23 protein-coding genes and 2 tRNA genes are annotated in these 26,491 nt (G+C 52.4%); 13 read left to right on the forward strand and 12 right to left on the reverse strand.

Annotated elements, in window-relative coordinates; translation table 11 throughout:
- Window positions 1-98: 98 nt before the first annotated feature.
- Entirely contained in the window at window positions 99-2,120 is a 2,022-nt protein-coding gene (locus tag F4555_RS10795; protein WP_260400006.1) for a TPM domain-containing protein, read from the reverse strand.
- A 225-nt stretch (window positions 2,121-2,345) separates the two neighbouring features.
- Between F4555_RS10795 and F4555_RS10800 the strand changes: the two genes are divergently transcribed.
- Genes F4555_RS10800 through F4555_RS10810 form a run of 3 tightly spaced genes read left to right on the forward strand, consistent with a single transcriptional unit; the run spans window position 2,346 to window position 5,034 of the window.
- A complete protein-coding gene (locus F4555_RS10800; RefSeq protein WP_004013319.1) occupies window positions 2,346-2,723 on the forward strand; it encodes a cold-shock protein in 378 nt (125 codons plus the stop codon).
- Window positions 2,724-2,766: 43 nt separating this feature from the next.
- Window positions 2,767-3,540: a DUF3027 domain-containing protein gene (locus tag F4555_RS10805; protein WP_004013318.1), complete on the forward strand. Its 774-nt coding sequence runs from the start codon at window positions 2,767-2,769 to the stop codon at window positions 3,538-3,540.
- 45 nt (window positions 3,541-3,585) lie between these two features.
- Window positions 3,586-5,034 (forward strand): NCS2 family permease, encoded by a 1,449-nt coding sequence (locus tag F4555_RS10810; RefSeq protein WP_115325635.1) that lies wholly within the window; start codon window positions 3,586-3,588, stop codon window positions 5,032-5,034.
- A gap of 69 nt (window positions 5,035-5,103) precedes the next feature.
- On the opposite strand, the gene serC is transcribed toward F4555_RS10810, so the two are convergent.
- Window positions 5,104-6,231: a phosphoserine transaminase gene (gene serC / locus F4555_RS10815; protein WP_115325633.1), complete on the reverse strand. Its 1,128-nt coding sequence runs from the start codon at window positions 6,229-6,231 to the stop codon at window positions 5,104-5,106.
- A 111-nt stretch (window positions 6,232-6,342) separates the two neighbouring features.
- Here serC and F4555_RS10820 point away from each other — a divergent pair, with 111 nt between their 5' ends.
- The 5 genes from F4555_RS10820 to F4555_RS10840 all read left to right on the forward strand — a co-directional run bounded on the left by F4555_RS10820 (window position 6,343) and on the right by F4555_RS10840 (window position 12,761).
- Window positions 6,343-7,056 carry a metal-dependent transcriptional regulator gene (locus F4555_RS10820; protein WP_004013313.1) on the forward strand — a complete coding sequence of 238 codons (714 nt, stop codon included), beginning with the start codon at window positions 6,343-6,345 and terminating at the stop codon, window positions 7,054-7,056.
- A 145-nt stretch (window positions 7,057-7,201) separates the two neighbouring features.
- Window positions 7,202-8,038: a C40 family peptidase gene (locus F4555_RS10825; protein ID WP_036383662.1), complete on the forward strand. Its 837-nt coding sequence runs from the start codon at window positions 7,202-7,204 to the stop codon at window positions 8,036-8,038.
- 115 nt (window positions 8,039-8,153) lie between these two features.
- Window positions 8,154-8,229 (forward strand) — tRNA-Arg (locus tag F4555_RS10830).
- A 132-nt stretch (window positions 8,230-8,361) separates the two neighbouring features.
- Window positions 8,362-12,552, forward strand: a complete 4,191-nt coding sequence (locus F4555_RS10835) for a PDDEXK-like endonuclease domain-containing protein (RefSeq protein ID WP_115325631.1) — start codon at window positions 8,362-8,364, stop codon at window positions 12,550-12,552.
- A gap of 8 nt (window positions 12,553-12,560) precedes the next feature.
- Entirely contained in the window at window positions 12,561-12,761 is a 201-nt protein-coding gene (locus F4555_RS10840) for a hypothetical protein (RefSeq protein ID WP_115325629.1), read from the forward strand.
- An 80-nt stretch (window positions 12,762-12,841) separates the two neighbouring features.
- Here the strand turns inward: F4555_RS10840 and F4555_RS10845 are convergent.
- The 5 genes from F4555_RS10845 to F4555_RS10865 form a co-directional block, all read right to left on the reverse strand.
- Window positions 12,842-12,914, reverse strand: a tRNA-Ala gene (locus F4555_RS10845).
- Between the two features lie 140 nt (window positions 12,915-13,054).
- Window positions 13,055-14,131: a hypothetical protein gene (locus F4555_RS10850; RefSeq protein ID WP_255312832.1), complete on the reverse strand. Its 1,077-nt coding sequence runs from the start codon at window positions 14,129-14,131 to the stop codon at window positions 13,055-13,057.
- A gap of 105 nt (window positions 14,132-14,236) precedes the next feature.
- Window positions 14,237-14,926, reverse strand: a complete 690-nt coding sequence (locus F4555_RS10855) for a GNAT family N-acetyltransferase (RefSeq protein ID WP_004013309.1) — start codon at window positions 14,924-14,926, stop codon at window positions 14,237-14,239.
- A 5-nt stretch (window positions 14,927-14,931) separates the two neighbouring features.
- Window positions 14,932-16,122, reverse strand: a complete 1,191-nt coding sequence (locus F4555_RS10860) for a molybdopterin molybdotransferase MoeA (protein ID WP_115325628.1) — start codon at window positions 16,120-16,122, stop codon at window positions 14,932-14,934.
- A complete protein-coding gene (locus F4555_RS10865) occupies window positions 16,122-17,045 on the reverse strand; it encodes a UTP--glucose-1-phosphate uridylyltransferase (RefSeq protein ID WP_115325627.1) in 924 nt (307 codons plus the stop codon). Before F4555_RS10865 ends, F4555_RS10860 begins: the two co-directional genes overlap by 1 nt.
- Window positions 17,046-17,114: 69 nt before the next feature.
- Here F4555_RS10865 and F4555_RS10870 point away from each other — a divergent pair, with 69 nt between their 5' ends.
- Window positions 17,115-17,780: a 5-formyltetrahydrofolate cyclo-ligase gene (locus F4555_RS10870; protein WP_004013306.1), complete on the forward strand. Its 666-nt coding sequence runs from the start codon at window positions 17,115-17,117 to the stop codon at window positions 17,778-17,780.
- 135 nt (window positions 17,781-17,915) lie between these two features.
- Window positions 17,916-18,512 (forward strand): RcpC/CpaB family pilus assembly protein, encoded by a 597-nt coding sequence (locus F4555_RS10875; protein ID WP_004015867.1) that lies wholly within the window; start codon window positions 17,916-17,918, stop codon window positions 18,510-18,512.
- A gap of 74 nt (window positions 18,513-18,586) precedes the next feature.
- Here the strand turns inward: F4555_RS10875 and F4555_RS10880 are convergent, their stop codons facing one another.
- From F4555_RS10880 to trpX, 3 genes are read right to left on the reverse strand one after another with little or no spacing between them, the layout of a single operon-like run.
- Window positions 18,587-19,432 carry an ABC transporter ATP-binding protein gene (locus tag F4555_RS10880; RefSeq protein WP_115325625.1) on the reverse strand — a complete coding sequence of 282 codons (846 nt, stop codon included), beginning with the start codon at window positions 19,430-19,432 and terminating at the stop codon, window positions 18,587-18,589.
- 28 nt (window positions 19,433-19,460) lie between these two features.
- Window positions 19,461-20,381 (reverse strand): ABC transporter permease, encoded by a 921-nt coding sequence (locus F4555_RS10885; RefSeq protein ID WP_004013889.1) that lies wholly within the window; start codon window positions 20,379-20,381, stop codon window positions 19,461-19,463.
- Between the two features lie 52 nt (window positions 20,382-20,433).
- Window positions 20,434-21,486, reverse strand: a complete 1,053-nt coding sequence (gene trpX, locus F4555_RS10890) for a tryptophan ABC transporter substrate-binding protein (RefSeq protein WP_004015866.1) — start codon at window positions 21,484-21,486, stop codon at window positions 20,434-20,436.
- A 368-nt stretch (window positions 21,487-21,854) separates the two neighbouring features.
- Between trpX and F4555_RS10895 the strand changes: the two genes are divergently transcribed.
- Window positions 21,855-22,124 (forward strand): hypothetical protein, encoded by a 270-nt coding sequence (locus F4555_RS10895; RefSeq protein WP_004013301.1) that lies wholly within the window; start codon window positions 21,855-21,857, stop codon window positions 22,122-22,124.
- Between the two features lie 233 nt (window positions 22,125-22,357).
- Here F4555_RS10895 and F4555_RS10900 read toward each other — a convergent pair whose 3' ends face one another.
- Together F4555_RS10900 and F4555_RS10905 are read right to left on the reverse strand one after the other, a co-directional pair.
- Complete coding sequence (locus tag F4555_RS10900) at window positions 22,358-22,987, reverse strand: MarC family protein (RefSeq protein ID WP_004013300.1); 630 nt, start codon at window positions 22,985-22,987, stop codon at window positions 22,358-22,360.
- A gap of 47 nt (window positions 22,988-23,034) precedes the next feature.
- Window positions 23,035-23,883, reverse strand: a complete 849-nt coding sequence (locus F4555_RS10905) for an undecaprenyl-diphosphate phosphatase (RefSeq protein ID WP_115325624.1) — start codon at window positions 23,881-23,883, stop codon at window positions 23,035-23,037.
- Window positions 23,884-24,040: 157 nt separating this feature from the next.
- Here F4555_RS10905 and F4555_RS10910 point away from each other — a divergent pair, with 157 nt between their 5' ends.
- The gene (locus F4555_RS10910) at window positions 24,041-25,027 is read left to right on the forward strand and encodes an ABC transporter ATP-binding protein (RefSeq protein ID WP_004013298.1); all 987 of its coding nucleotides are present in this window, start codon (window positions 24,041-24,043) and stop codon (window positions 25,025-25,027) included.
- Complete coding sequence (locus F4555_RS10915; protein ID WP_115325623.1) at window positions 25,024-26,301, forward strand: ABC transporter permease; 1,278 nt, start codon at window positions 25,024-25,026, stop codon at window positions 26,299-26,301. The genes F4555_RS10910 and F4555_RS10915 overlap by 4 nt, the downstream gene beginning before the upstream one ends.
- Window positions 26,302-26,491 lie beyond the last annotated feature (190 nt).

The raw sequence follows: 26,491 nt of genomic DNA on the forward strand, positions 1-26,491 counted from the left end.
AGTTTTTGTTCAATTTATACGGATTTAAACAACTCTGGCAAGTTTACTTGTCTGATAAGTGGGTTTTCCAGTGGAAATACAACATATCCGCCGCAACGTTAACCAATCTTGGCTTGGAAACCAGCGGGTAAATCGTTTTGAACTTGCACCAGCATCTCGGTGCATGTGTTCAACATTGACATGGCTATGGTGGAATCCTGGTGTTGCTTCAGCTGGATTTGCGCCAGCAACTGGTCACAGCGTGCCAAATCCACCAGCATCCTGGGCTCCAGATTCTTGCGCCGCAATCGCAAATCAGTTTCCAACAGGGAACGCAACTGCTTGGTATGCTGGAGGCTCGAATCAAAGTCCGCCGGCAACTCTCTAAACTTGGATTCGATTTCCGCTTGCTGTGCATAGGCATAGTAAAGACTTGCCTGAGCGCTGCGCAGCTTCACCAGTGCTTCGATAGAATCAGCCTTTCCCATTAAGGCGGCATTCGCATTATTCAAGGCACGTTCCGCCATGGCGATTTCTGGGCCAGAGGCATTGCTGTCTTGGCTGCGGATACTATCCACATCCAGACTCAAGTTGACTTTCAAAGTACTGAGCTCGTCACTAACCCACCCGAGGTAATCCTGTAGTTTCAAAATATTATCCGCCGCGAGTTTGGCTTGTACTATGGCTCGTTGCGCCCCGCGAGCATAGCGAGAAGCTGTCTGCTCATCGCCCTGCTTGATACTTTCCTGCCCAGAGAGAATCCCCTTATAGGATGCTTTGAGCAATTTAGTTGCCTGGGATAGATTGGCGCGGGAATGCGCGATAGGGGCAGAAAGGTAGGACTCATTGAGGATTTGCTGCGCGCTTTGCGCCCCAACTATCTCCTTGCGGATTTGGTTCCAAAGAGATGCCAACCGGTTCAGGTCTGACTTTATAGCTCCAACTGGGTGGCATTGCTTGGCGTACTGTGAAACTTCAAGAGTGATATCTTGGCGTAATTTCGCGATTTCTTCAGTTATTTCCTGGCTGCGTGGAGTGCTGATGGCACCATCTGTTCTGGCCAGCTCGGCCAGTAAAGCAGCGGCACGATTTTGGGTGGCGCCTAATGAATCCGCAAAAGGAGCCGCAACCGACGCACCCAGCAGCAACTCGACGATACGCAAGTCCTCTTGCGCGCCCCAAGACAGCACTGCCAGTTCAGAAATCTGGTTCAAAACCATGGTATAGTTAACTTCCTCTTGGGAATCAGATATACCCGCATCGGAATCCACATTGGTTGACATGTCTCTATCGGTGGCAACGGCGACTGGAGGTGTCACTTTCATGAGGCGCTGGTTCGCGACAGCCCCTTCGATGGGAGCATTTGCGGTCGGGGGACATTTATCCACAGCCTCGTGTTCTTCGTCACGGTCAGCTTGCTCCACTGAGTCAAAATCAACCTTGGTGCGTTTGTGCGGAGCTGTAGAAGCACGTCGATACAGCGCTACCGCCAAAAACACGGCTACCACCATAGAGGCTAGCAAAACAACAATTAGCCATCGGTTCGTCGAAGACTGAACAGCCTCTCGCGTGGCAGTTTCGGCAGGATTAGTGGGAGTAGCAGTAGAACGCATCAACAGTTGCTGAGCAAAAGAGCTGATACCCGAGGCAAACTCACCGGTAGAAAACTGTGGAGCCGCCGCGTTCTTAGCCAGTTCATCAATCTGAGCACTATTGAGTTTTGAACCGCTGGTGGCCGTGGCCGAGAACTGTTTGTCAGCCATGTTGAGAGACAGATAGTAAGTGTCTGGTTCATTACTGGTGAGCTCGGCGGTGCGAGTATTCCATTCATCCGGCGTGAGTCCTGAGTAGTCGTCGAGGACGGCGACATAAAGTTTCAGACCGTGGGTTTTCAGGGATTCCACCGAGGATTTCACCTGGTAAATGCCGTCCTTCAGTACATCCATCGGGTCATATATCTGAGATTCGGAAAGATCCAGGGGATTAGCAGCGGGTAGGATGGTATTGCCTGCTGTGCCGGTCATGCTAGCCAGCGACTGTGTCGAGGTCACAGTTTCACAGGAAGCAAGTGGAGCAGCGTCAAAATCGGAAGGACGTGCGGTCAAGGCTAAAGCGCTGGTGGTGCCGGTGAAACTTGCCATGATAAGGGTCAAACCGGCAGCTAGGGCATGTATTCGTTTCAATGAAGTTTCTCCGTTACTTGTTTCAGGCTGGAAAATTCCAACCTGTATGACTAACTTTATCTTAGCGCCGTCTTGATATTAGACTGGTTAGGCGCGCTATTTTGGAATTGATGAGCGCAGACTTGATTATCGTGGAGTTTTAGCGAGGACCAGGCAAGACCTGTGGTCAATAAGGAGTAAGCAGTGCCAAACGGAAAGGTAAAGTGGTACGACGCGGACAAGGGGTTCGGCTTTATCACTGGGTCGGATGGGATTGAAGTATTTTTACATGCCTCCGCTCTGCCCCCTGGTGTCACCGAGCCCAAAGCCGGAACGAGAGTTGAGTACTCTGTGATAGACGGTAAACGTGGAGCACAAGCCATGAACGTGACCATACTCGAGGAGATTCCTTCTCTAGCCAAAGCACAGCGAAAAAAACCGGGAGATATGGTGGTTATTGTGGAGGATCTCATCAGGTTGCTCGAAGATGCCTCTACCCGGCTGCGTCAGGGGCACTATCCGGATAATGGCAAGAGAATCGCAAAGATTCTAAAAGTAGTAGCCCAGTCATTCGAAGCCTAAACGAGCTACGATAAGTAAAGAAACCAAGGATTTTGGGGGATTCGTGGTAAGTAAGAAAGTATTGGAAAACACCACGGCACAGCCCGATAGTGTACTGGCTAAACAGGTTGACTTCGCCCGGGAGGCTTTGTCAGATATCGCCAAGGCCGAAGAAATTGGGGAACACCTTCGGGTTGAATCTGCCGGCGAGCGGGTGGTCACCCACTTTTTTCAATGCCTGAAATTCGGATACCGTGGCTGGACGTGGGCGGCAACTCTGGCGAGAGTTCCGCACGCCCGTTTGGGAACCGTGTGCGAAACCGATTTACTGCCTGGCGAAGACGCCTTGTTGGCACCAGCCTGGACTCCCTGGGCGCAACGCTTGCAACCGGGGGATTTGGGTCGTAAAGATGCCACTCCTTACAATCCCGATGACCCGTTTCTTGATCAAGGATACGAAGCCAGCGGGGAAGACGCGGATGAGCTCGCCTTGTGGGAGTTAGGCTTGGGACGAAAGCGTGTCATTAACCGAGCGGGACGAGATGCGGCGGCCAAACGTTGGCTCCATGATTTACATTCCCGCACCGAACTTGACCGGAACGGCAATCTTCCCGAAAACCCCTGTTCCACCTGTGGGTATTTGTGGAAAGTTGATGGCTCGTTGCGTCTTGTTTTCGGGTTGTGTGCCAATGCTTGGAGTCCCGATGATGGGCGTGTGGTGGCGATGAACCACACGTGCGGAGCACATTCCGAAACAGACACCGACATGACCCCTAGTTCTTTGCCGGTGGGTGGGATTTTTCTTGACGATAAATCCCTTTTGATAGAAGACCTTTAATCCGGGGTTTGCCAACCACTAGTCGGAAACGTTAGCTTATTAGTCGTGAGTAGTAATGTAATAACGGGTGCCGCCCCGAATACTCTTAGCGGCAAAATCGACAGTTTTTTTGAAATTTCTAAACGTGGTTCTACCTTCGGCCGCGAGGTTCGTGGCGGGTTTGTAACTTTCTTTGCGATGGCTTACATCCTGGTGTTGAACCCGATTATCTTGTCTCACGCCCTGTCCAAAGGTGGGTCTATTGCGATGCCCGATATCGCAGCCGGAACCGCCTTGATTGCGGGGATTATGACTATCCTGATGGGGGTGGTGGCGAATTATCCTATGGCTTTGGCTGCTGGGCTGGGGTTAAATGCTATGGTGGCCTTTACCCTGGTGCTTGGTTCCGGTCTGAGCTTTCAAGAAGCTATGGGATTGATTTTCTGGGAAGGCGTGGTTATCACCGTATTGGTGCTCACCGGCTTTCGTGAAGCCGTGTTTCGTGCGGTGCCTCGCCAGATGAAAACCGCTATTTCGGTTGGGATTGGGCTGTTCATTGCGTTTATTGGACTGATTAACGGCGGGATAATCCGTCCCCAAGGCGGTACGGTAGTGGGCTTGGGCATCAACGGTTCGCTAATGGGTTGGCCGGCCTTGGTTTTCGTCTTTGGGTTTTTTCTCACTGTGGTGCTCTATGCCGCGCGAATAAAGGGATCCATCTTGATTGGCATCATGAGCTCCACTGTATTGGCTGTAATCGTGCAGTTGTTTGCCAAACTCGAAGTGAAATCCGACAAGGTTCCTACCGGTTGGGGACAGACTGTGCCACAGTTGAGCGTTGATTCTTGGCATCTGCCTAGTTTCGGTTCCCTGGGGCAAATCGACTTTTTCGGGGCGTTCGGGAAAATGGGACCAGTGGCGGCTCTCTTGGTGATTTTCTCGCTGATGTTGGCGGATTTCTTTGACACCATGGGTACTATGGTCGCAATCGGCGAAGCGGGGAATCTTTTGGATAAAGAAGGTAATCCCCCTCGTACCAAGGCGATTTTGATTGTTGACTCGTTGGCGGCTATTGCCGGTGGCTTGGGTGGAGTGTCCTCGAACACTTCCTATGTGGAGTCCTCTACTGGGGTGGGGGAAGGCGCCCGCACTGGTTTTGCCGCTGTGGTTACCGGAGTGTTGTTCCTGGTATCGATTTTCCTGGCTCCCTTGGTGGAAATTATTCCCTCCGAAGCGGCTTCTACCGCATTGGTGTTTGTTGGTTTCCTGATGATGGTACAGGTGACAGAGATTAACTGGAAGAACCTAGAAGTCGCGATTCCTTCCTTTATGACCATTATCTTTATGCCATTTGCATATTCGATTTCGGTGGGTATCGGGGTTGGTTTTGTGACTTTCCTGGTGGTGAAACTGGCGCGTGGCAAGATTCGGGAAATTTCGCCGTTGATGTGGATTGTTTCGATTTTGTTCGTAATCTACTTTTGTCTCGGCCCCATCCAGGCATTGTTATCTTAGACGGCTTCATGAGGTGCTTGCCCGAATCTCGGCGCGTATGTCGAGATTCGGGCAAGCACCTTTTCGGGTCTAAAGCCTGTCGATGATGTAATCCAAACAGGCTAGTAGTGCCCTGGTGTCATCCGGATTAGTGGCGGGGAAGGTGCCGATACGCAGCTGGTTTCGCCCCAAAGAACGATAGGGATTCACATCTACAATTCCATTGTTTCGTAGCGTTTTGATGAGTATAGTCGTGTCAATATCATCCGAAAAATCAATGGTAGAAACCACTGGAGAACGTTTTTCCGGGTCAGCAACGAAAGACGTGGCGAAGCTCTTGGATTTGACCCAAGTTTGAATCGCCTCGGAGGATTCACGCACCCGCTTTTCAGCTCCTTGCAGTCCCCCGAGCTTGTCTTGAATCCAACATAACTGAGAGTGCAGCAACTCCAGGGTTGCAATCGCTGGGGTGTTCAGGGTCTGGTTTTTACGTGAATTGTTGATAGCTTTTTCCAGGTTCAAAATAGCGGGAATCCAGCGGTTTTCTTCTGGGTTTGCGGTGATTTTGGCAGCGCGAGCCACTGCCGCCGGGGAAAGGAACGCGAACCACAGGCCGCCATCAGCTCCCAGGGCTTTTTGGAGTGAAAAGTAATAAGCATCGGTTTGTGAGATGTCGACCGGCACTGCACCGGCAATGGAAGTCGCATCCACCAAAACCAGCTGTTTTGAGTCACCTAGGCGAGTTACTGGAGCTACTGCTCCCGTAGATGTTTCTTGTTGCGGCCAGGCATAAACATCGACATCAGTGGCTACATCCGGCAATATTGAGTCTCCTGGAGTGGCCGAGGTGAGTCGAGGTTCTTGTAAAAAGGGAGCTGCTGTGGTTTCGATGGCAAATTTGTTGCCAAATTCTCCAAATACGGCGTGAGCCGCCCGGTTTTGCACCAGACAACAGGTAGCTATCCCCCAAAACGTGGTGGCACCTCCGTTTCCCAGCACTACCTCGTAGTCTGTCGGCAGCGAAAAAAGTTCGGCTAGTTGATGTTGACAAGCCTTGACTAAATCCTTCACTGGAGTCTGGCGGTGTGAGGTGCCCATCAACTGGGAATGTTCTAATTCCTGGAGCTGTTGGGATCTTATCAGGGATGGTCCGCAGCCAAAGCGGCCATCTTGAGGCAGTAGTTTATGGGGAATTTTGAGATTTTCGATATTGCTCACGTTTTGATTATGCCATGAAAGACTGCTGGGTTCGGGTTTTGATAGCGGGGCAGAGTGCTAGTTTTTTTGGTAAATTGGTGGTGATACCCGACCCAGGCTACGGAGTTACCCATGAGTGAACTAGTGGATACGACAGAAATGTACTTGAAATCCATCTACGAGATGTTGGAAGACGGGGTTCCGCCGATGCGAGCACGCATTGTAGAACGTTTGGGGCACTCGGGTCCTACCGTATCCCAAACCGTAGCGCGGATGGAGCGTGACGGTTACGTAGCGCTCGAAGAAGACCGCCGCATTGCTTTGACTAAAAAGGGGGTATCTTCTGCCACCGAGGTGGTTCGTAAACATCGCCTTGCCGAGCGACTGCTTACTGATGTAATCGGTTTGCAGTGGGAATTGGCACATGAAGAAGCTTGCCGTTGGGAGCACGTAATGAGTGAACAGGTGGAGGCGCTGCTGATACCGTTGCTTAACAACCCACAGACTGATCCGTATGGAAATCCTATTCCGGAAAAACCCCAAGCCGGCAAGAGTGTGAAAGCCATTGACGGTGGGGTGTCTCTCGAAACTTTTTTCCGTAAGAATCCTCGGGGTGGTGAAGCCACGATTTTGCGAATTGGGGAGCCTTCCCAGGCAGTTCCCGGGTTTTTGTTCAAACTTGCTGCTGCCAAAATGTTACCTGGTTCCAAGGTATCTTTCAGCTTTGATAGCTTGGAACGCCTAGGAATTGCCCTAAACATATCCGCAGGTGAGACTACAGATGGCAATGAGAAGTCCGTGGAAATTCCCGAGCTTCACTTCAAGCACTTCTTTGTAAAGCTTTAGTAAAATCTGTAACGTTTGGGTCTCGAAACCGAGAAATTGTTATCCAAATGTGACTTTTTGTTTTTCTTGTAGTACGCTAGAAGCACCTTCGCGGCGAGGATGAAACTGCGGAGTCAAATCTGAAGGATTACGAAGGAGACATTCGTTGGCAAGTACGACTTCTCGGGCGCGGCATCGCGCTGCCACCAAGCCGGTTACAGCTTTTGATACTCTGAAAGACACCCTATCTGCGGTAGATGGAAAGAAAGGGCTGATGGTGGCAGCCACCACCGGTCTGGCTCTTGGGACTGTCTGGGCGGGAACTGCTATAGCTTCTCCGGAGGCTCAGGAAACTGCCCCGCAGGCTGCGGCACCGGTGGCGACCCAGGTGGGGGATGCGGTAGCCCAAGCGCGCTTGGCAGTGGCCGCTAATCCCGAGATTAACGTGCCCGAAAATGCTAACTGGGTCGAGGGGCAGGTAGAGATTCCGGTTCAGCAACAGGCTGAACCCGAAGCGCCTCAGGCTCAAAGTAACACTGCGGAGAATCAGGGCGGCAGGGATACTGTACGCAAATCAGTGGCTCGTCAAGCAGCCACAGTATCGCAGGGCACCAACACGGGAGCCTGGGCGGGGCAAAGCGGGGTGGCTGCTTCCATCCCCACTAATATCGCTGGCGGTTCCATTGCCGATATTGCATTGCGCTACCAGGGGGTTCCCTACGTTTATGGGGGTACCACTCCTAGTGGTTTCGACTGCTCTGGTTTTGTCGGTTATGTTTATCGTCAGGCGGGAATCTCACTGCCTCGTACCTCCTGGGGACAAGGTGCTTCTGGTTCAAAGGTTTCCGCAGGTGAAGCTGGTGCGGGGGACATCGTCTACTACGGTGGGCATGTGGGCATCTATCTCGGTGAAGGTAAAATGATACACTCCCCGCGTCCCGGTGAGCGAGTGGAAGTTGTGAATGTTTACGGATCTCCTAGTTACGTTCGTGTAGGGAAATAACCTGGATTTTGCTGGAGGGGTTTGCTGCCCCTCCGCTTTCATATTTGCATCCTAGATAGATTCTGACTTTCGGTTTTTCGAAATGTGGATGCACTCATTAAGATTGGTGCTGTTGGCCCTCGTAGCTCAGGGGATAGAGCAACCGCCTCCTAAGCGGTAGGTCGGCCGTTCGAATCGGCTCGGGGGCACCATTGCGACTTAGAATCGGGCTCCCGTGCATCCCCGATTTAGTGGTGCCCTAGAATGGTTTCTCTTTACTCTGAAACGGTACCTCTTTGGCGTGGTAACGCGACTTTCAGGCCTGTAGTCAGTATCGTGGACTTGTGGAGAACGAAGCGAGTAATGCCGATTGCGAGACAGAGGCGCTGGAACCGGTACGAATAGATTCGGTAGCCTCTCGAATCGAGCAGTGGTCTACAGAGGCTAACCAAGCGCCGGGGGGTAGTGCGTTGCGAAACCTTGACTCCCTAGATAACTTGCTGGATTTAACTGGTTCCCATCCCGCCGGTATCGCCCAGCTCTACGGAGGCAGACCTACGAAGCTGTCTGCCTTGTTCAGAGATCCTCTAGACTTAGGATCAGCGCGTTCGGTGTTGTCTCGAATTGATACCGAGAAACAACAGTCACTGGCTCGTTATGGACTGTATCCCACCTACTTGGTGATGGGGGTGGCCTCATGGACGCAGCTACCACCCTTTAGAGATGAAGAAAGAGGATTGCGACCCGATTTATCTCATTTCCGGTTGCAGCACTTCAATTTGCCGGTGTTACTGCGTCCTTTGGAGCTTGAAGCCACCGGTTCAGATTTCACCCTGGTGATGGGTGGAGAAGTTATTGTCAATCCCGTCTTCGAAAAGGCATTTGCCGACAGGAACATCACCCTTGATTCCCATCAGGTCTTAGAGCTGGATACTCGCACTGATTTTGATTTTCGCCAAGCCTTGCAAACGCTTAGAGAATTAGGTTTAAACCACATTCCTAGTTTTGATTTAAAGGAAAATTTGCTGGTAGCGAATCTAGGGGTTTCGGGGGCAATCCTAGCTAGTGATTGGAACAAGATTTCGTCTATTGCCTTGGAAAATCCCTTGGTAAGAGCCTTTGCCGGTGATATGAGCGCCAAGGAAGAACTGCTGTCTCCCCCGGCAGAGACCTCGCCAGAAGACCGTGACCCAGACTACGAACGCGGAATAGGTGATCTCGATGTTTCCCAGGCACGGGTGATAGAGATTGCGGCATCGGGCAGATCCTTGTTTATGGATGTTCCTCCCGGCGCCCCCGGTGCCGCCACAGTGGAAGCAGTGGTGGCAGACGCAGCAGCTTCAGGCAGACAAATCTGCTATGTGCCTGGGGTGCGTCGTATCGGTAAGACAGTCTTGAACGGACTGAAACAAGCCAACTTGGGAGATTTTATTCTCGATCTCACGGGTTCCAAAGAGTGGCGAGCAAGTTTACGCGACCAGCTTTTAGCTACCCCGAACCAAAACGAGCCGATGGCGCCGGTGCCCTTAGAAGAGCTAAGCGTGGCGCACACTAAATTACGCGACACCAGAGAAAAACTTCAAAACTACACCAGGCGTTTGCACATGTCTCGACAACCCTGGCAGGTCTCGGCTTATCAGGCCTTGCAAGCCCTGGCAGATTTAACCAGCGTTAAGCCAGGGCCTCGAACTAAGGTGAAACTGGAGTTGGGAACTCCCCTAATGCGCGACCAACAAGGGCGCGAGTTGGCGCGGGTTTTGTTGCAGCGAGCTCAAGAAACGGGATTGTTGGATCCCCAGTTGGAGTATTCTCCATGGCGCAGCGTGGTGCTATCTACCGAGGCTGATGCCCAAGATGCGATTTCAAGAATCCGCATTCTGGCCACTGAAACGCTGCCTGCCTTGCGTCGATACCAAAACCAGGTATCTGAGCAAACAGGACTGGTACTTCCCGGAACGCTTAATGTCTGGAAGGAACAGCTCGGGATGCTCGAAGGAGTGGCGCGAGTCCTTGAGGTATTCAAACCAGAGGTTTTTGAAAAGTCTGCTGCAGATATGGTGATTGCCACTGCCAGTAAACGCTGGCGTCAAGAACGTTCTTTGCCGATGAAATGGAAAGAACGCAGAATCTTGGTTAAACAGGCACGTGATTTGGCTCGCTCTAAAACCACGCCGCGTGGTTTCCACCACGAGCTGGTAAAGGTACAAAGCTATCGAGATTTGTGGCGCCGACACGCCCTGCCGGGTGCTTGGCCGCGAGTTCCCGAAGATTTGCCAATAGCAAAAGAGCTATCGGAGGAAGTTTTTTCGCAACTTAATGCTTTGGAACCCATCCTTACCCAGGCCGATGGTGTCTCTGGACGGGTTCCCACAGCCTTGCCTTTTGCCGAATTAGAAGCTTTGTTGCATTCTTTGAATGCCACCAGTAGCCAGGCGCAACAAATGCCCTCTCAAGTGCAGCTGCTAAAGGAAATGCAACAGATGGGGCTAGAGCCTTTGTTGGATGACTTGCGAAACCGCAAGGTAGCTCCAGATTTAGCTATGCAGGAACTAGATTTAGCTTGGTGGTCCTCAATCTTGACCGAAATCCTGAAGAGCGACCCGATTCTCGCAGCCGTAGACGGTGCTGCTCTCCACGACATGGTATCTCGACTCCGCTCCCTGGATTTAGCTCAAATTGAGTCTTTGTTCTATCCAGTGGCGCGCGCTATTTCCCTGCACACTAAACAGGCACTGAGTAGTGACCCACAACTAGAACAAAAACTGCATTCGGTGCTTGACTCCGCTAGCGCCAGGGAGCTGGGGGATTACAGTCGTTTGGCTCCGCTAGTCAAAGCCTTGCGCCCAATCTGGGCAGTGTCGCCCTTTATTGCTGGCCAGCTCTATGGCACAAATACTATCGATTTACTAGTTTTAGATCACCTTGACTATTTGAGTGTTCCTCAGGTGATGCCGCTGATAGCGCGGGCACGTCAGATTGTAGTTTGCGGGGACGCGCGGAGGGTCTGGCCGGGTTTCACCCAAACTGCGGCCAAAATTTTACCCACGGTTGCTCTGAAATCCGATTTGGGCGAGATTCCGGAACAGGTTGCGGCTTTCCTCGCAACTCATGGATACGAAAACGCAGTTATACCCGTCCCCTCACCAAGACCTGCCTCTTTAGTGAACCTGCACCTGGTAGCCGAAGCGAAAGCCCCATTGTCTCGCGATCATACCCTGGTGATTTCACGTCCCGAGATACACCGGGTCGTGGAACTATGTCTAGACCATGCCCTGAACCGTCCACAGCTCAGCCTAGCCGTGGTGTGTTTCAACCCGGCCGCAGTTGGAAAAATCCGTAAGGCTCTGGCAGATGCTCGCGTAAAAATCTCTCAAGCCCAGGCGTATTTCTCTCATCCCCACGGGCGGCCTGCAGTGGAGCCCTTTGTGGTAGTGGATTCTTCCCAAGCGGCGGGTTTGCGTCGTGACGTGGTGATTTTGTGTCTGGGGATGTCTAAGACACCCCAAGGACGAGTGCAACTAAACTTTGGTCCGGTATCGGGTGCCTCGGGGGTGGCTCATGTGGTGGGTAGCCTGGAGGTGGTGCGACAAAAACTCGAGATTGTGTCGGCCTTCGCAGCCGAAGAAGTTGATGCCAAGAAAGTCAAGAGTCCTGGAGGGAAAATGCTGATAGAACTTTTGGCCTCAGCCGGAAATCCCGAAGGGATGGCGCGCGCGCTTACCACACCAGAATCATTCAAAGCCGAGCCCGATCGGCTACTAGTAGATTTAGCGGAAAGGTTGTGGCGGCAAGGGTTAACCGTAGTGCCCCGTTTCGGGCTGCCGCACGGCATACAGATTCCGCTTGCAATTGGCCATGCCGATTTACCCTCAGAGTTGCTAGTGGCAGTGCTGAGCGACGATGACACCTATGTGCAAGAGCCTTCATTGCGGCGACGTGAAAGGCTGTGGCCGGCTAGGCTAGAGGCCGCTGGGTGGAAGGTAGTAACTTGTTACACCAACGAGGTATTTGCCGATCCTCAAGCCCAGGCACAACGCGTGTTCAATACCCTATCGCAAGCGTTAAATGAGCGTAAAGGCCAGCTGTCGATTCCGATTATCGCTACTCCACAGTTTGAAACCGAGCCCGAGGAAGAAAAAGATTCGCTTGCGGCTAAACCTGTTCCCAGCAGCGAGGCGGAAGCCCAAGAACCTAAAGAAAAATCAAAAAAGAAAACGGGCAAAAGCCCGAAGGGAATCCAAAAAGAGGGAAGGGACTCAAAGGATTCTGCGGGAAGTAAGAAAGGTAAAGCCAAGCTGCAGCTAGTTGCTAAGAAGCGTGGAGTTCGTCCTCCTATTGCTAAAGGCTTACCTCTGGCAGCCTACGGAGATGACCAGCTAGACGAACTATTGGAATGGATTTGTTCCGACGAGATAGAACGCAGTGAGGATGAACAGGTCAAGGAGCTGCGTGAAGCTTTAAACCTGGCTAAGCGTGGGGCGCAGGTTGACGCGGTGTTGCGCCGCGTAGTGCAGCGTCGCAGTGCCGCATTGTAGGTGTCCGAATGGAGCATATTGTACCCACTCGTGCACGCCACCACCGACGTGTAACGTTTATCGCCCCACAGGATCGTGGGAAAACCGACCCTTTCGCTCCGGCTGGATTTAGCGCTATGGAACCATCTCCCGAGACCCCAACTGAAGTTGATTCATCTAATGACAAGCGAACCATTGAAAACCTGCCCCCGCATTTCGGGAGACTGTAAAACTTGGAGACATCATGGGCTGTTTTATCCCCAATTTCGCAACCCTGAATATCCTCCGACCTGCGATTTTATCTGTCCGGTGGAGCATAGGGGATTCGAACCCCTGACCTCATCATTGCGAACGATGCGCGCTACCAACTGCGCCAATGCCCCAAGCGACATTGATTCTATCTCAAAACTAAGCCTGAATGCCAATCCGGACTTGGGCGTGTCGAGAAAATGGCTCTCATCAGTGAAGAATCACCAAAATTTCAATGGGTGTCGGGTGTCCAAGCGCGGTTGCGGCTAGGTTTTCAGGCGCGGCGGCGATCTAGAATATTTTGCAGATTAATCGCGCCACCCTGGATTTCCTCGCTGGACAGGGCTGTGTCAGCTGGGAGGACTCGTGCCGATTTCGGACGCATCGGTACCGCTGCCTCTTCCCAGTCCGAATCGGTAGCTGCGGCGCTTATCACCACTTCACGGTGCTGGGCATCGGATTGCAAGGTATAGGTAGGGGCTGGAATTCCCACCAGTTCCCACTTTTTGCTATCACGAGGGGAATCGACCAGCGGCCGGGCAGTCGTTTCAGCGTCCGCCTTCGGGCTCAGTTTACTGTTTTGGGATTCCTGCGTGATGGTTTTGTTTTCACGGGCTACCTCTTCGATACTTTGTACCGACTGGTCAAGGCTCTTGGTCTGAACCACTAGTTCAGGAATGGTGTGTTTCTTGGTGCGCAGTAAAGCATCTGACAAAGTTCCCTCCGAAGCGTTACGTAGGGATTCCTGAGCTACCTTTGCCCAGTGGTTATTGTCACGGTTGCGTCCGGAAATCAACGCTGCACGGCCGGTCGGGCTCTTTTCCAGACGACGTTCGACTTCCCGAATATCCGCAATGAACTGTAAATCTTCTTTACGTCCGTTTTTCGCCGAAACAGTGCCCCACGCCAAGGTCAACAGGACTCCGCCGACTGGACCAGTCAGTACCCACCAGGCGAGGAAACCAAAAGCTGCGAAGCTGGAAACCAAAATACCCACCAAAAGCAGTAGCGCCAACAGAATTGCTCGCAGGCGAGCCGAATTGGCGCGCGCGGAAGCGGCTGCAGCACGTTGTGCTTTGAGGTTTGTGTAGCGTCGCAAATCTTGGGCGGTTTTAATAGGGCGGGTTGCGGGTTTACTGTCAGTTTTAGAGTTATCTCTGCGATAAATTGCGACTTCTACTGAACGGTCGGCATTGGGAGTGTCCGTCACGTCCAACACCCGCACACCCTCGGAGAAACGGTCATTGTTGCGAGACTGACCCATCATGCGTCGAGACTTCGCAACTTGGGGCAACAGCACCACGGTAACTACAAAAGTCAACCCAATTAGAATCCAAGCAGAGATACTCACACCCTAAAAATAGCGACCGTTTGGTGCAAAACAGCGATGCCACTCCGAGGACGGGTTTTCTTTGTCACCAGACCCAGTCCCACTAGATAACGACAGTCACAGCATTCACTTTGGCAACAACTGGGAGATGAAATAGTCAGGTTGCCATTCCTCTAAAGTCACCGCAAAGCAGCGATGATCCGACCAGGCTCCGTTGATATAGAGATAACGTTGCCGCAGTCCCTCCTCGCGTATTCCAAGTTTTTCTGCCACCCGTAGAGACGGAGCGTTTTCCGGGCGAATATTAATCTCTACGCGGTGCAAGCCATACTCGCTCAGGCACCAGTCCAGTACTGTAGCCACTGCCAATGGCGCCAAACCTTTACCTGCAAAACTCGAGGCCACCCAGTACCCCACCGCTGCGCTCTGGCTGGCACCGCGCTGGACGCTGCCAACTGAAACCTGTCCCGCTAAATGTCCTTCGGGCAGAATCGCAAAGCACAGTCCCAGTCCTTCCCGGGCGTTTTTCGCCATCGAGGCAATGTATTCTTCCACGGTGATGGCTGGAGCCATGCCCGGAGGAGCATTCGATTCCCACGGTGCCAACCAGGCGTGATTACTGGCACGAAGGCGTTCTACAGCATAGAAATCCTGGCCTTTCAAAGAGCGAAGTTCCAGCCAATCCCATGCGGCGGACAAACTGCGGGTGTGCAAATCTAGCTGCTGTATAGACACCCGCGAAGAGGCTCCCGGGTAATAGCGTCGTTTTCGCGTTTTACGCATCTTTTTGTCAATCCACTCGCTAAACAAAGCCACACCGTTTATTGTAAAACCATGCAGTGCAGCATGGTGTCGGGTTCTACCTGAGTTACGTCCTCGGGAACCACCGCGAAAGCATTGGAACGAGCCAAAGCTGCTAGCCTGGCTTGAGGATGCCGGCCGAGAACCTCCCCCCGATAGTGTCCCGGATTCCCCGTCAAAGCAATGGGGACGAACTCGCGCCTTCCCGCTGGAGATGTCCAGCCTTGAGTCATGGTGGCTGGTACGGAGGTGCGGTACAGTACGGATCGACCCGCCATTTTGCGTAAAACCGGGCGGATAAAGGTTTCAAAGGCTACCTGGGCGGCTACGGGATTACCCGGCAAACAATACACCGGGACTTCTCCAATTTTGCCGACTCCGAGCTGCCTTCCGGGGGCAATCGCTACATTGTCAAAACGCATTTCACCCAAGGAAGTCAACACATCCTTTACCGTATCTGCGGTTCCATAGGACAAGCCGCCGGTGGTTAAGATAACATCGGCACGAACCAGCTGATCTTCGATGGTTTCGCGCAGCTTGCCCCGGTCATCCCCGACCAAAACTCGAAATGTTTTTGCATCGCATTCCTGGCAAGCGGCTGCGAGAGAATGCCCGTTAGCGTCATTTATCTGACCCGGCTCTCGACTTACCCCGGGTTCTACCAGTTCATCACCTACCGCAATCACCACCACTCGTACTCGAGGATGTACCCACACGTGGCTTAATCCCAGGGCAGCTAACAGAGCGATTTTCTTGGCATCGAGTCGTTGTCCAGCATCTAGCAATACCGCGTCGGGTGACACGTCTATTCCTTGGGGAATCACAAAGGAACCTTGGGGGTAGGACTGACGGATTTCTACCTCTGAAAGACCCATATCACTGGCCTCGAGAGGCACCAAGGTGTCGGCTCCGGGGGGGATGGGTGCCCCGGAAGCAATCCTGATGGCAGTGGCGGAAACCAGCTGAGTCCAGGTAGTGTCTCCGGCCAGAATTTCAGCCGTTACCGGCAGAGTATAGGGGGGGGCTCCTACGGTAGCACTAGCAATAGCGTAGCCGTCAATTCCTGCGCGGCTAGTATCTGGTAAAAACGAATCCGAGACAATATCGCGGGCTAAAACACAGTCAACGGCATCTTCCAATGGTACGGCCAATCCCGGGAGCGGGTCGGCGGCCAGTAAACACAGGTTAAGATGCTCCCCTACCGAGCGCATCAGTTGTTTCCTTCCCCTTCCGTAGTTTCAAGAGATGAGGTGGTGTTTCCCTCACCCTGGCAAAGTAGGTGGCGCAAGCGTTCCTGCAAATCGGTACCCAGGAACTTGTGTTCCAAGGAAAGCTCGGCTTGAGCACGAAGGTATCCTCTCATATTGCCAGTGTCAAAATGACGTCCCCGAGACACCACGCCCCAAACACCCCCACCCAGCTCCGGGGGCGTATCCGCTAGGACGGCCAGTGCATCGGTGAGTTGAATTTCGTCATTGCGGCCAGGGGGAGTGCGTTCCAATACTTCGAAAATCTGAGGACTCAGCACATAGCGACCCATAATTGCATAGGGGGATTGTACTTGTTCCGGGGTGGGTTTTTCGACAATCCGGGACAATCGGAATACCTTGTGGTTCCCGGTTACTTCCGCAGTGAAGGTTTCACGTTGCGCGGCAGTGGTGGAATACGCCCCGACTTCCTCCAGGCTGACTTCCATAAGCGCCACTACACAGCCCGAAGTATGCTCATGTACCCGCAGCATGGTTTGTAACAGCGGGTCTTCTTCGTGGAAAATATCGTCGGGCAGCTGCACCACAAAAGGCATATTTCCAATGGCTTCTTTCGCCTGGAGCACGGCGTGTCCCAAGCCGCGAGCCTGTTCTTGCACTACAAAGTTCACTTGGGGAAACTCTATGCGTGGGCATGGATTCTCTTCTGGTTCTGGACTGAAAAACTCGCGTAAAGCTGGTTTCTGGGGGGAAGTCACTACGTGGAACTGTTCGATTCCAGCCCGAACTCCCTCTTCCATGACGGTGAGAATAACGGGGCGATCTACCAGGGGTAGCAGTTCCTTCGGGATTGATTTTGTCAGTGGATACATCCGATTTCCGCGGCCTGCGGCAGGGATGACAGCAGAGGCAACCTTTTGTTTCATAGCTCAAGCCTAAATGTATTGTTGAAGTAAATCCTGACAAACGGATCGAAAATAGGGCACAATGGTTAAGTGATTGCAACGGAGCTTCGTCTTCCAGACCTGCGTGGTCAAGAACCGGAGGACGCAAAACAGCAGTTGAGGGGGATAATTCGTATCTCTCGTAATCGGCTTAACCCTTCGCAAATCGAGGATGCGGGTAGGAGTATCAAGGCTCGAGCCCTGGAGCTGGCCGCTGATTTCCAGACGGTGGCCTGCTACATTTCGGTGCGAACCGAGCCTCCCACCTTGGATTTGGTCGAAGAACTATATCAACAAGGTAAAAACATCCTGATTCCGAAGTTGGGGCCGAGGCTCAACCGTGACTGGAGCTATTATCGAGGTAAGGAAGATTTAGCGGATTTGTCCCCTAATCGTCCCAAGGAGCCCTCCGGGGATGCCCTGGATTCCTCGGTGCTGGCTGCGGCTGAATTCGTGTTTACCCCGGCGCTGGCAGTGGATCGGGAAGGCAATCGTTTGGGACAAGGAGGCGGCTGGTATGATCGCGCCTTGCCCTATGTCAAGACCGGTACTCCTGTTTTCGCGCTGCTGTACAGCAATGAACTGCTGGATAACATTGTTTTACCAACCAATAAATACGACTATCCCGTGACTGGGGTGGTGACCCCGGACTTCGCGTTCGAACTGGCTGACTCTTCGTTCCAAACCGAGGGTATTTTGCCGACTCAAACCGGTTAACTTTGCTGGAATTGCCGTAAAATCTCAGGTAGATGCACGTTTGTAGGTTTTTCCACAGGCTGTCGTTTGGGTCGTAATTCACAGGGCGTGGCGGCTTCATTAGGTGCCAGTGAGGGGCGTTCGTAGCCTGAAGGTATGAGATTTAAACGATTTTGGAATTGGCGCTTTCCCCTGGCGGCGGCTTCGGCTGCGTTAGCACTAGTGGTGGGTGCGACTATATTTTTGCCCCGTCCTGCTGGGACTAGAGCCTTAGTGGCGCGTGTCCCGATTTGTGCGGGATGCGAAATTAATCCCAAAGATTTGCGCGAACGTCGGCTTGATCCAGGTGCTTTACCTCAGCATTACTTTGTGCAGGCCGGTGAAGTTGCCGGGAAAAAGGCTGCCGTGGCTCTAGAACCAGGTACAGTTGTGGCACCGGGTTTATTGTTGGAAAACTCTTTGGCTGATTTGGCACCCGGAGAAGTTGCCTTTGCTCTCTCGGTGGAAGACCCGGCGGTGGCCGGGTTTTCGAAGACCGGGCAAATCGTAGAAATCTGGAGTTCCAGCCCGAGTGTGGACAATCAGCTGTTGGCCACTAATGTGCGAGTTTTAGGAATGGAGGCTGCCAAAGACAGTCTGCTAGGAGCCACGAGTTCCAAGGCAATCGTCTATTTGGGGGCCAGTGAAGAAGCAGCGCGCAAGGTGGTGGCGGCGAAGTCTTCCCATGACTTGTCTTTCGTGTTGCGAGGCTAGGGTTCATGAGGGGCTGGCCGAAACGGGTGTTGTCCCCCCCAGGCCTCTGGGGGGACAACACCCGGGGCGAGGATTTAGACTTCAGGTCGGTCTAAATCCTCGAGTTCACCCACCATGGTGTAGAGTTGCGCATCGGTCATCCGCGATTTGGCGGCGGCATCAAAGTCGTGGGCAATTTCCCCGTGATTCATCACCAACATCCGGTTACCAAAGTTCAAGGCATCCTTTAGGTGATGGGTAATCATGATTGCTGTCAGCCTGTGTTCGGCCACCACGTTTGCGGTGTAGTCTAAAATCTTGTGCGCGGTTTTTGGATCCAGGGCAGCCGTATGCTCATCGAGCAACAGCAACCGGGGGTTTTTCAAGGTGGCCATAATCAGTGCCACGGATTGACGCTGTCCCCCGGATAGCACCCCGATTTCGGTGTCGAGGCGGTCTTCTAGTCCCAGTTTCAAGGGAGCCAATAATTGGCGAAACTCTTGGCGTTTGCTTTCGTTCATCGCGATTTTGAAGCCGCGTGGTTCGCCGCGTTTAGAGGCGAGCAACAGGTTTTCCGCCACGGTCATGCGTGGAGCAGTGCCCTGCTTCGGATCTTGGAAAACTCGGCCAATCATGGCGGCGCGATCTTCTTCCGGCAGTCGGGTTACGTCAGTTTCATCAATCTTGACCCGCCCAGAATCCGCCAAAATAGAACCCGCAATCACATTGAGCAAAGTGGATTTTCCGGCTCCGTTTCCCCCGACGATAGTAATGAAATCCCCTGCAGAGACCTCTAGGTTTACCCCGCGCAAAGTGCGGTAGGCGTCAGCGGTACGTTGGTGGAAGGATTTTTCCACCTGTTCCAAACGCAACACGGTTTTTGTACCGCTCGTTCCATTTCTGGCCGGGATCTTCGATCCAGAATCTGGTGCAGTTTGCATATTTTCTCTCCTTTTTCCGAATGGCACCTCATGAATCCGTTCCTTGTGACGCCGCAGTTTTCCGGGACAACCCACGGCGAATCTGACGCTGGAAAAAATACCTTTGCAAAGTCGGAATCGACAGGCACAGTCCCAGAATCACAGCCGAGAATAACTTGAAGTTATTGGGGTCAAAGTTGAAACGTAACACCACCGCCAACAACAGCCGATAGACCACCGAACCGAAGAAAATTGTCAACAGTCGCACCGGCAAGGACACATTGGGAATCACGACTTCGCCGATAATGATAGCTGCTAGTCCTATCACAATCGAACCAATGCCCATCGAAATATCGGCATAGCCATTATCGGAAGCCACCAAGTAGCCGCTCAAGGCAATCAAGGCGTTACCCAGCATGTATCCCAGCATCGTCATCTCGGCGGTAGAAATTCCCAGGGACTTGGCCATTGTGGGATTATCGCCAGTCGCAATCAGGGCTTGCCCCATATCGGTGCGGAAAAAGAAGCTCAACAATCCCACCAAGATTCCGATTACAATGAGCCCTAAAACCAAGGTGTCTACGTTGCGCGGCAGCCCCAAGTTTCCCAGCCAGGTTTTCAGCGAGGACAGTCCCGCCACCGAGAGATTTGCTCTTCCCATGAAACCCAGATTTATGGAATACAGCCCGGTCATGGTGATAATTCCGGCCAAAAGTGAGTTGATTTTGGCTTTCGTAATCATCAAGGCAGTGATGGCGCCGGCCGCAGCCCCCACCAGCATTACTACCAGTAAAGCCAGCAGCGGGTTTACCCCCAGGATTAGCAGCGGCGCTCCCACCGCAGCCCCCAGCGTGAAGGAGGCTTCGGTGGTCAAGTCGGGTTCGTTGAGGATACGGAAGGTGATATAAACTCCCATTCCCATTACGGTCCAAATCGCGCCTTGGGATAATGCGCTCAAGATAATATCCATGTTGTTTCTTTCGGTTTCGTTTCATGAGGTGTTAGCCGCAGTCTAGGCGTAGCTATTCTTTAGAGGCATCCTTGGCTTTCGCCATAATGTCTTGAGGAATCTTGATGCCCAGTTCCGTGGCTACCTTAGAGTTAATAACGGTTTCCAGCTTATTGGTGAACACGACGGGGTAGTCTGCGGCTTTTTTACCTTCAATCAGGTCGGCCACAATATTGGCGGTGTCTAAACCGAACTGACGCTGGTTGAGTCCCACCGTGGCCAGTCCGCCTTCGGCAACCATGCGATCTACTGCGGGGATAACCGGAACCTTGTGGGCATTGCAGGCCGAGGCGAGGGTGGGCATTGCCGAAGCGATGGTGTTGTCATTAGGGGCGAAGACCACATCTACATCCTCGGCGAGCTGTTCGGCTACTTGGGCGAGTTCATTGGTGGTGGTGATGGTGGCCTCTTTGAGAGTCAAGTCGTATTTGGGAGCCAAGGTGCGAACCTCGCCCAGGAGTTCCGCCATGTTTTGGGAGGAAGAGGAATAAATTATTCCCAGGCGTTTGGCGTTGGGTAGAACTTGTTTGAGGAATTTCAGCTGTTCTTCGACGGGATTGTGATCGGCCACCCCGGTGACATTCACTCCTGGTTTGTCGTTGTCTTTGACCAAGCCGCTGCCTTTGGGGTCAGAGGCGGCCGAGAAAATCAGGGGGATGGAGTTTTGAGCAGAGTTAGCCAAGGCCTGGGCACCTGTGGTGGTGATTCCAACCAGGTAGTCCTTTTTGTCAGCTACGAACTGGTCAGAAATGGTCTTGAGTAGGGTTTGGTCACCCTGGCCGTTTTGATAGTCAATCTTGATGTTTTCCCCGTCCTTGTATCCCCGGTTGGCCAGGCCATCGTAGATGCCTTGGCGAATATCGTCCAAGGAGGGGTGACTCATGAGTTGTAGCAGGCCAATCTGGATGATTTTGCCCGAGGCATTCTTGGTATCGGGGCTGGTGGTACCCGCTGCCTGGGCGGTCGTGGAGTGCTTCATGGTACTTAACAGCGGTAGGCACAGGACAAATACCAGGAGGCATCCGACGAGGATGGCTCCGAACAGAGAGATTTTCTTAGTTTTCATGGTTGTTTTCCTTTCTAGGTTTTGCTTGTGAAAAGCACTCTAGTCGAAGGAAAACCCCCACGACCAGCTCTTGCTTAGTATACGAGATAAAAACGTCCATATAATGATATTAATGCGAGGTTAGGGCGAAAGAGTGGGAAGTCTATGTGATTAATAAGGGTTGTATAACCAATACCAATAAGGCAAGGTGATTATTTTAAAAACACCTCTATAAGGTTTTGAAACAGTAAGTTTAGCTAATCCTAAAGTAAATTAAAGCCGGCTTGACCTGGGATTACGCGATTATCTTGTGGTGGTCTTTACGAGGCTTACTAAAGTGCGCAAACTTAATTACGTAAGCCGCAATCGCAACTTGAAAGGATATTCAAATGACTACTCAACCTGTTGTTAGCAACTGTGCTTTGTTGGACTGCTCCTATAATCACGATGGCTGCCAAGCCATCGCTATGAACATGGGAGTCAAAGGATGCACCACGTTCATCGCGCTACCCCAAATTGGGGGACGTTCTGTAGCTGGTGCCGTAGGTGCTTGCCAAAAGGCTGACTGCACCTTTAACGAAAACCTGGAATGCCAGGCAGAAGCGGTAAAGGTTGGCGGAAAAGACGGAGAGTGCCTGACTTACCACAAGGCCGCGTAAGACGATTTAGTCTGTTTAGCTTTGCGCCGCGAGAGCGGCGCAAAGCTTTATTTAAATCTTGGGGGTCTGCCAAGGGCAGACCCCCAAGATTTAAGATACGGGCGCGCCAAAATGGCACTTCATGAAATCCGAAAAAGCGAAGATAACCGACGGGGCGAGCACCTGAAATTGGCACCTCATGAACCCGAAGCAAAACAGCGAAAAGGCGACTGAACTGGGACACGGGAAGCAGCTCATGGACGGGCGGCCACCACGTTACCCAAAACCGTAACCACCCCGGTAATCATCAACTGGGTGGCAATCGCCGCGAGCAACATGCCCGAAAGACGCGTCAAAACCGCCACGCCGGAACCACCCAAAACCCGCAAAATCGGGGTAGCAAAAAACATCGCTACCCACGAACACACCAAAACCAGGAACACGGCACCAGCCACCCCTATCATCAACAGCGGTTCGTGATGGGCAGAATCCATCTGTACCATCAAAGCCACAATTGCGCCCGGACCCGCCAAAAGTGGTGTCCCCAGCGGCACCGCCGCAATATTGAACTCGCCTTTTTCGTTATTCGGCTTTGACTCCTCGCCCGTGAGCAGCTGCAAAGCCACCAAAAGCAGCAACAGCCCCCCAGAGATTTGCAGTGCCGCTGGGGTAATCCCCAGAATCCCAAAAAGCTTGAAACCAAAAAACCCAAAAACCAACAGGATTACAAAGGCCAAGGCATTGGCTTCCCAGGCGGTGCGGCGACGCTGTTTTTCGTCCAGATGCGCTGTCAGCGACATGAACACCGGCAGGTTTCCCGGCGGATCAATAATGACGAACAGGGTGGCAAAAGCAGAAATAAACAGGCTCAACGCCGCAGTCAAAGTAAATCCCTTTCTTGAATCGTAGACACAGTGATTACTGATAAAGGCTACACGGCTGGGATTATACCTGCTAGGAGGCAACAGGCGATAAGTCCGCCCACCACCAGGCGGTAGATAATGAAGGCGTTGAAAGAATGTTTAGAGACAAATTTCAGCAGCCAGGCAATCGAAAGGTAACCCACCACGAATGAAACAATCATTCCAATCGCGGTTGAACCCCAGCCAACAGTTTTACCAATCGTTCCAAAATTAGAGATGCCTTCCAAGGCACCGGCCGCTACCAGGGCAGGAATCCCCAGGAAGAAAGACAAACGCGTGGCTTTCACCCGGTCAAAACCCAGGAACAGTCCGGCAGAAATCGTGGCTCCAGAACGGGAAACTCCCGGAATCAGCGAAAAACATTGCACCAGGCCAATAATGAATGCCTGGGGGATGGTCGTGGCCGAATCGCGACTCATGCCCACGTGACTTTTGGCGGAAAAACGATCTGCCCCAAAAAGCACCACCGACCAGAGCACCAAACCGCCGGCCACGAACCACATGGAGCGCAGCCCAGTTTCGATGAAGTCCTTGAGTGCCAATCCCACCACCGCAATCGGAATAGAACCCAGAATAATCGCCCAACCAAAGTGGTAATCGGGGGTGAGGCGCTTTTCTTTACTGACCAGTCCAGAGAGCCACGCCTTAGCGATGCGCCAAATGTCGCTCCAAAAATAAACTACTGCCGCCAAAATCGCGCCGATTTGGATTACCGCCGTGAAAGCTACCACCCCAACATCCGCTATGTCTTTTCCGAGGAAAAATTCGGCCATCGTGAGGTGTCCAGTCGAAGAAATCGGCAAAAACTCCGTAATCCCCTCAACCACACCGAGTAAAAGCGCTTCCCACCACGTCATGCGTTTATCCTACACGTCATCAGGTTTTGGGATGTACTTTGGGTGTCTGCTATGCCAGGAATTCACGCGAAAAACCATCGCTAGTGTTTTCACGTGGCAAACAGGGGGGCGCTGGTAGACTGAGGGAAAAATCTGTGCTCGACGGAAGGAGGAGTATATGCCTGAACAGGGAAACTCCCTAGAAGTTATTGACCTCTATAAAACATTTGGGGAACGCGAGGTACTCAAATCTGTGAGTTTCAAAGTAAGCCCTGGGGTGTTGATGGGTTTTGTGGGTGCCAATGGGGCAGGCAAAACCACCACCATGCGCATCATTATGGGGATTACCAAAGCGGATAAAGGTCAGGCGCTGTTTAACGACGCCCCGGTAGACGACACGGCGCGAACCCATATTGGCTATATGCCCGAGGAACGTGGCCTGTATCCCAAGATGAAGGTCGGCGAGCAGTTGGTTTACTTTGCGCGCCTGCATGGGCTTAGTAAACCGCAGGCGGCTAAAGCTGCGCATTACTGGATGGATTGTTTGGGAGTGCGCGAGCGCGAAAAGGACGTGTTGGAAAAACTGTCCTTGGGCAACCAGCAACGAGTACAGTTGGCGGCGGCGTTGGCCAGTAATCCCCAGGCTTTGATTCTGGACGAGCCGTTCTCCGGGCTAGATCCCTTGGCCGTAGACATCATGAGCGGCGTGTTGCGCGAGTACGCCGAGCGCGGAGTGCCGGTGATTTTTTCTTCCCACCAACTGGGATTGGTGGAGGATCTATGTACGCATGTGGCCATTATTTCTAAGGGAACCATTGTAGCTACTGGAGAAGTGGAAAGTCTGCGTACAGAGTTATCAACACCGGCAGTGCGGTTGCGAGGAAGCGCGGATGCATTAGGTGCCGGTGCGGATAAAGCCCGCGAATTGGAACGAACAGTACATAATTTTAAGAATGAACTGGTTGTGGATGTGGCCTCGGATTCCGCAGCGGCTAACCAGATTTTGGCGACAGCACTAGGAGCTGGCACTGTGAGTGATTTTAGCCCCGTAACCAAAAGCCTGGCGGAGATATTCCGTGCGGTAGTAGAACCGGAAGTTAGCGATGAATCGGAGGTAAAGTCCGGCGATGTGGCGAATCTTGAGGGGGAGGAGAAACAACAATGAAACAGGTTTTGCTAGTAGCGAAACGCGAATATGTCGTGCGGATGCGCTCCAAAGCGGCCATTATCTCCATGATTGTAATAGCTCTGCTGTTCTTGGGTGGTGGTACTGCGGCCAGGATTTTCATCCCCAACGGATTTGAACCAGACGTGATTGGTTTGACCACCCAAACTCAGGATTACGCTATGGCCTTTACTGCAGGAGCTACCGGCGATTCTGGAGGTGATGATTCGGCGGCGGGTGGTTTCACTCTCAAAGAAAATCAGTACAAGACGGAAATATACCCCAGTGAACAGGATTTGGAACGGGCAGTACAACACGATGAAGTGGTGGCGGGAGTAGGGGGAACCCTAGACGAACCGGTGCTGATTAGCAAAGGGAAATTCCCGGTGATGCTGCGCATGATTATCCAGGCAACTCATGCCAGCGTGAAACTGAATCAATACGTAACCTCGCTGGGTGGGGATATGCGTGATTTGAGTAAGGAAATAGCCTCCACCCAGCTAAAAACCAAAAATCTCGAAACCGAACAAGCGGATGATACTGACGATGGGTACGACTTTGGCGCTTATCTGGGCGGTTTAGGGATGCTGTTGATTCTCTTCCTTGCCATCTTCATGTCTGGGCAGATGGTCGCCACTGGGGTGATGGAAGAAAAGGCCTCTCGTGTCATCGAAGTGTTGGTATCTGCTGTATCACCGGCGAGATTACTTGTCGGGAAAATCATTGGAATAACCGCAGTAGGGGTTACGCAACTGGTGGTGCTGGGCGGATCCGCCCTGGGAGCTATGGCAATTTCTGGTCTTTCGGGATCGTTCCAAATTGACTTAGGAACGCTGTCCGGCTGGCTGATTGTCTGGTTCATTCTGGGACTGGCAACTTACATGGTGCTCTATGCCGGAGCCGGGGCTATGGCCTCTAAACAAGAGGATTTGGGGCAAACCACGATTATCTTGATGCTGTTGCAAATGGCCGGCTTCTATGCGGCCATGTTCATGGTGGGATTCCCCGGCAAGAAGGATGTCCTCGACGTTGTGTCCATGCTGCCGTTCGTCAACTGCTACCTGATGCCGGCCAGACAGATTGTCTCTACCACGATGCAATGGTGGGAGCCAATACTTTCTGTGTTGATTAACTTGGCAATACTGCCGGTATTGATTTGGCTGGGTGCCAAGATATATAGACGTGGCATTTTGGCTACCGGCAGCCGCATACATCTGAAGGACGTATTCGCGCGACAGGATAGGCCTCGCGCGACACGCCCAAAGAATGGCTAAATTTAGCCAAAAAGAGGAAACCAAGTTTTCTCGATTTGACACCAACGTGCAGGTGCACTAAGTTTATATACCGTTGCTGTTGCGGCCTGAAGCGGTCGATATGGTAACTATCAGGCCTTATGGCGAGTTTACGGAAGATCCGAAAGGGTTGTTCTGTGCTCGAAATAGGTCTCCCGACAGATGAGAGTCT

The sequence above is a fragment of the Mobiluncus mulieris genome (assembly GCF_014204735.1).
GTDB classification, from domain to species: Bacteria; Actinomycetota; Actinomycetes; order Actinomycetales; family Actinomycetaceae; genus Mobiluncus; species Mobiluncus mulieris.

What these genes read in the sequence shown, in the direction of transcription:
- F4555_RS10865 (WP_115325627.1), bottom strand. Translation starts at nt 17,045, where the DNA reads ATGAAACAAAAGGTTGCCTCTGCTGTCATCCCTGCCGCAGGCCGCGGA.
- F4555_RS10795 (WP_260400006.1), bottom strand. Translation starts at nt 2,120, where the DNA reads ATGGCAAGTTTCACCGGCACCACCAGCGCTTTAGCCTTGACCGCACGT.
- F4555_RS10885 (WP_004013889.1), bottom strand. Translation starts at nt 20,381, where the DNA reads ATGGATATTATCTTGAGCGCATTATCCCAAGGCGCGATTTGGACCGTA.
- F4555_RS10860 (WP_115325628.1), bottom strand. Translation starts at nt 16,122, where the DNA reads ATGCGCTCGGTAGGGGAGCATCTTAACCTGTGTTTACTGGCCGCCGAC.
- F4555_RS10910 (WP_004013298.1), top strand. Translation starts at nt 24,041, where the DNA reads ATGCCTGAACAGGGAAACTCCCTAGAAGTTATTGACCTCTATAAAACA.
- F4555_RS10820 (WP_004013313.1), top strand. Translation starts at nt 6,343, where the DNA reads ATGAGTGAACTAGTGGATACGACAGAAATGTACTTGAAATCCATCTAC.
- F4555_RS10915 (WP_115325623.1), top strand. Translation starts at nt 25,024, where the DNA reads ATGAAACAGGTTTTGCTAGTAGCGAAACGCGAATATGTCGTGCGGATG.
- F4555_RS10875 (WP_004015867.1), top strand. Translation starts at nt 17,916, where the DNA reads ATGAGATTTAAACGATTTTGGAATTGGCGCTTTCCCCTGGCGGCGGCT.
- F4555_RS10840 (WP_115325629.1), top strand. Translation starts at nt 12,561, where the DNA reads ATGGAGCATATTGTACCCACTCGTGCACGCCACCACCGACGTGTAACG.
- F4555_RS10895 (WP_004013301.1), top strand. Translation starts at nt 21,855, where the DNA reads ATGACTACTCAACCTGTTGTTAGCAACTGTGCTTTGTTGGACTGCTCC.
- trpX (WP_004015866.1), bottom strand. Translation starts at nt 21,486, where the DNA reads ATGAAAACTAAGAAAATCTCTCTGTTCGGAGCCATCCTCGTCGGATGC.
- F4555_RS10880 (WP_115325625.1), bottom strand. Translation starts at nt 19,432, where the DNA reads ATGCAAACTGCACCAGATTCTGGATCGAAGATCCCGGCCAGAAATGGA.
- F4555_RS10905 (WP_115325624.1), bottom strand. Translation starts at nt 23,883, where the DNA reads ATGACGTGGTGGGAAGCGCTTTTACTCGGTGTGGTTGAGGGGATTACG.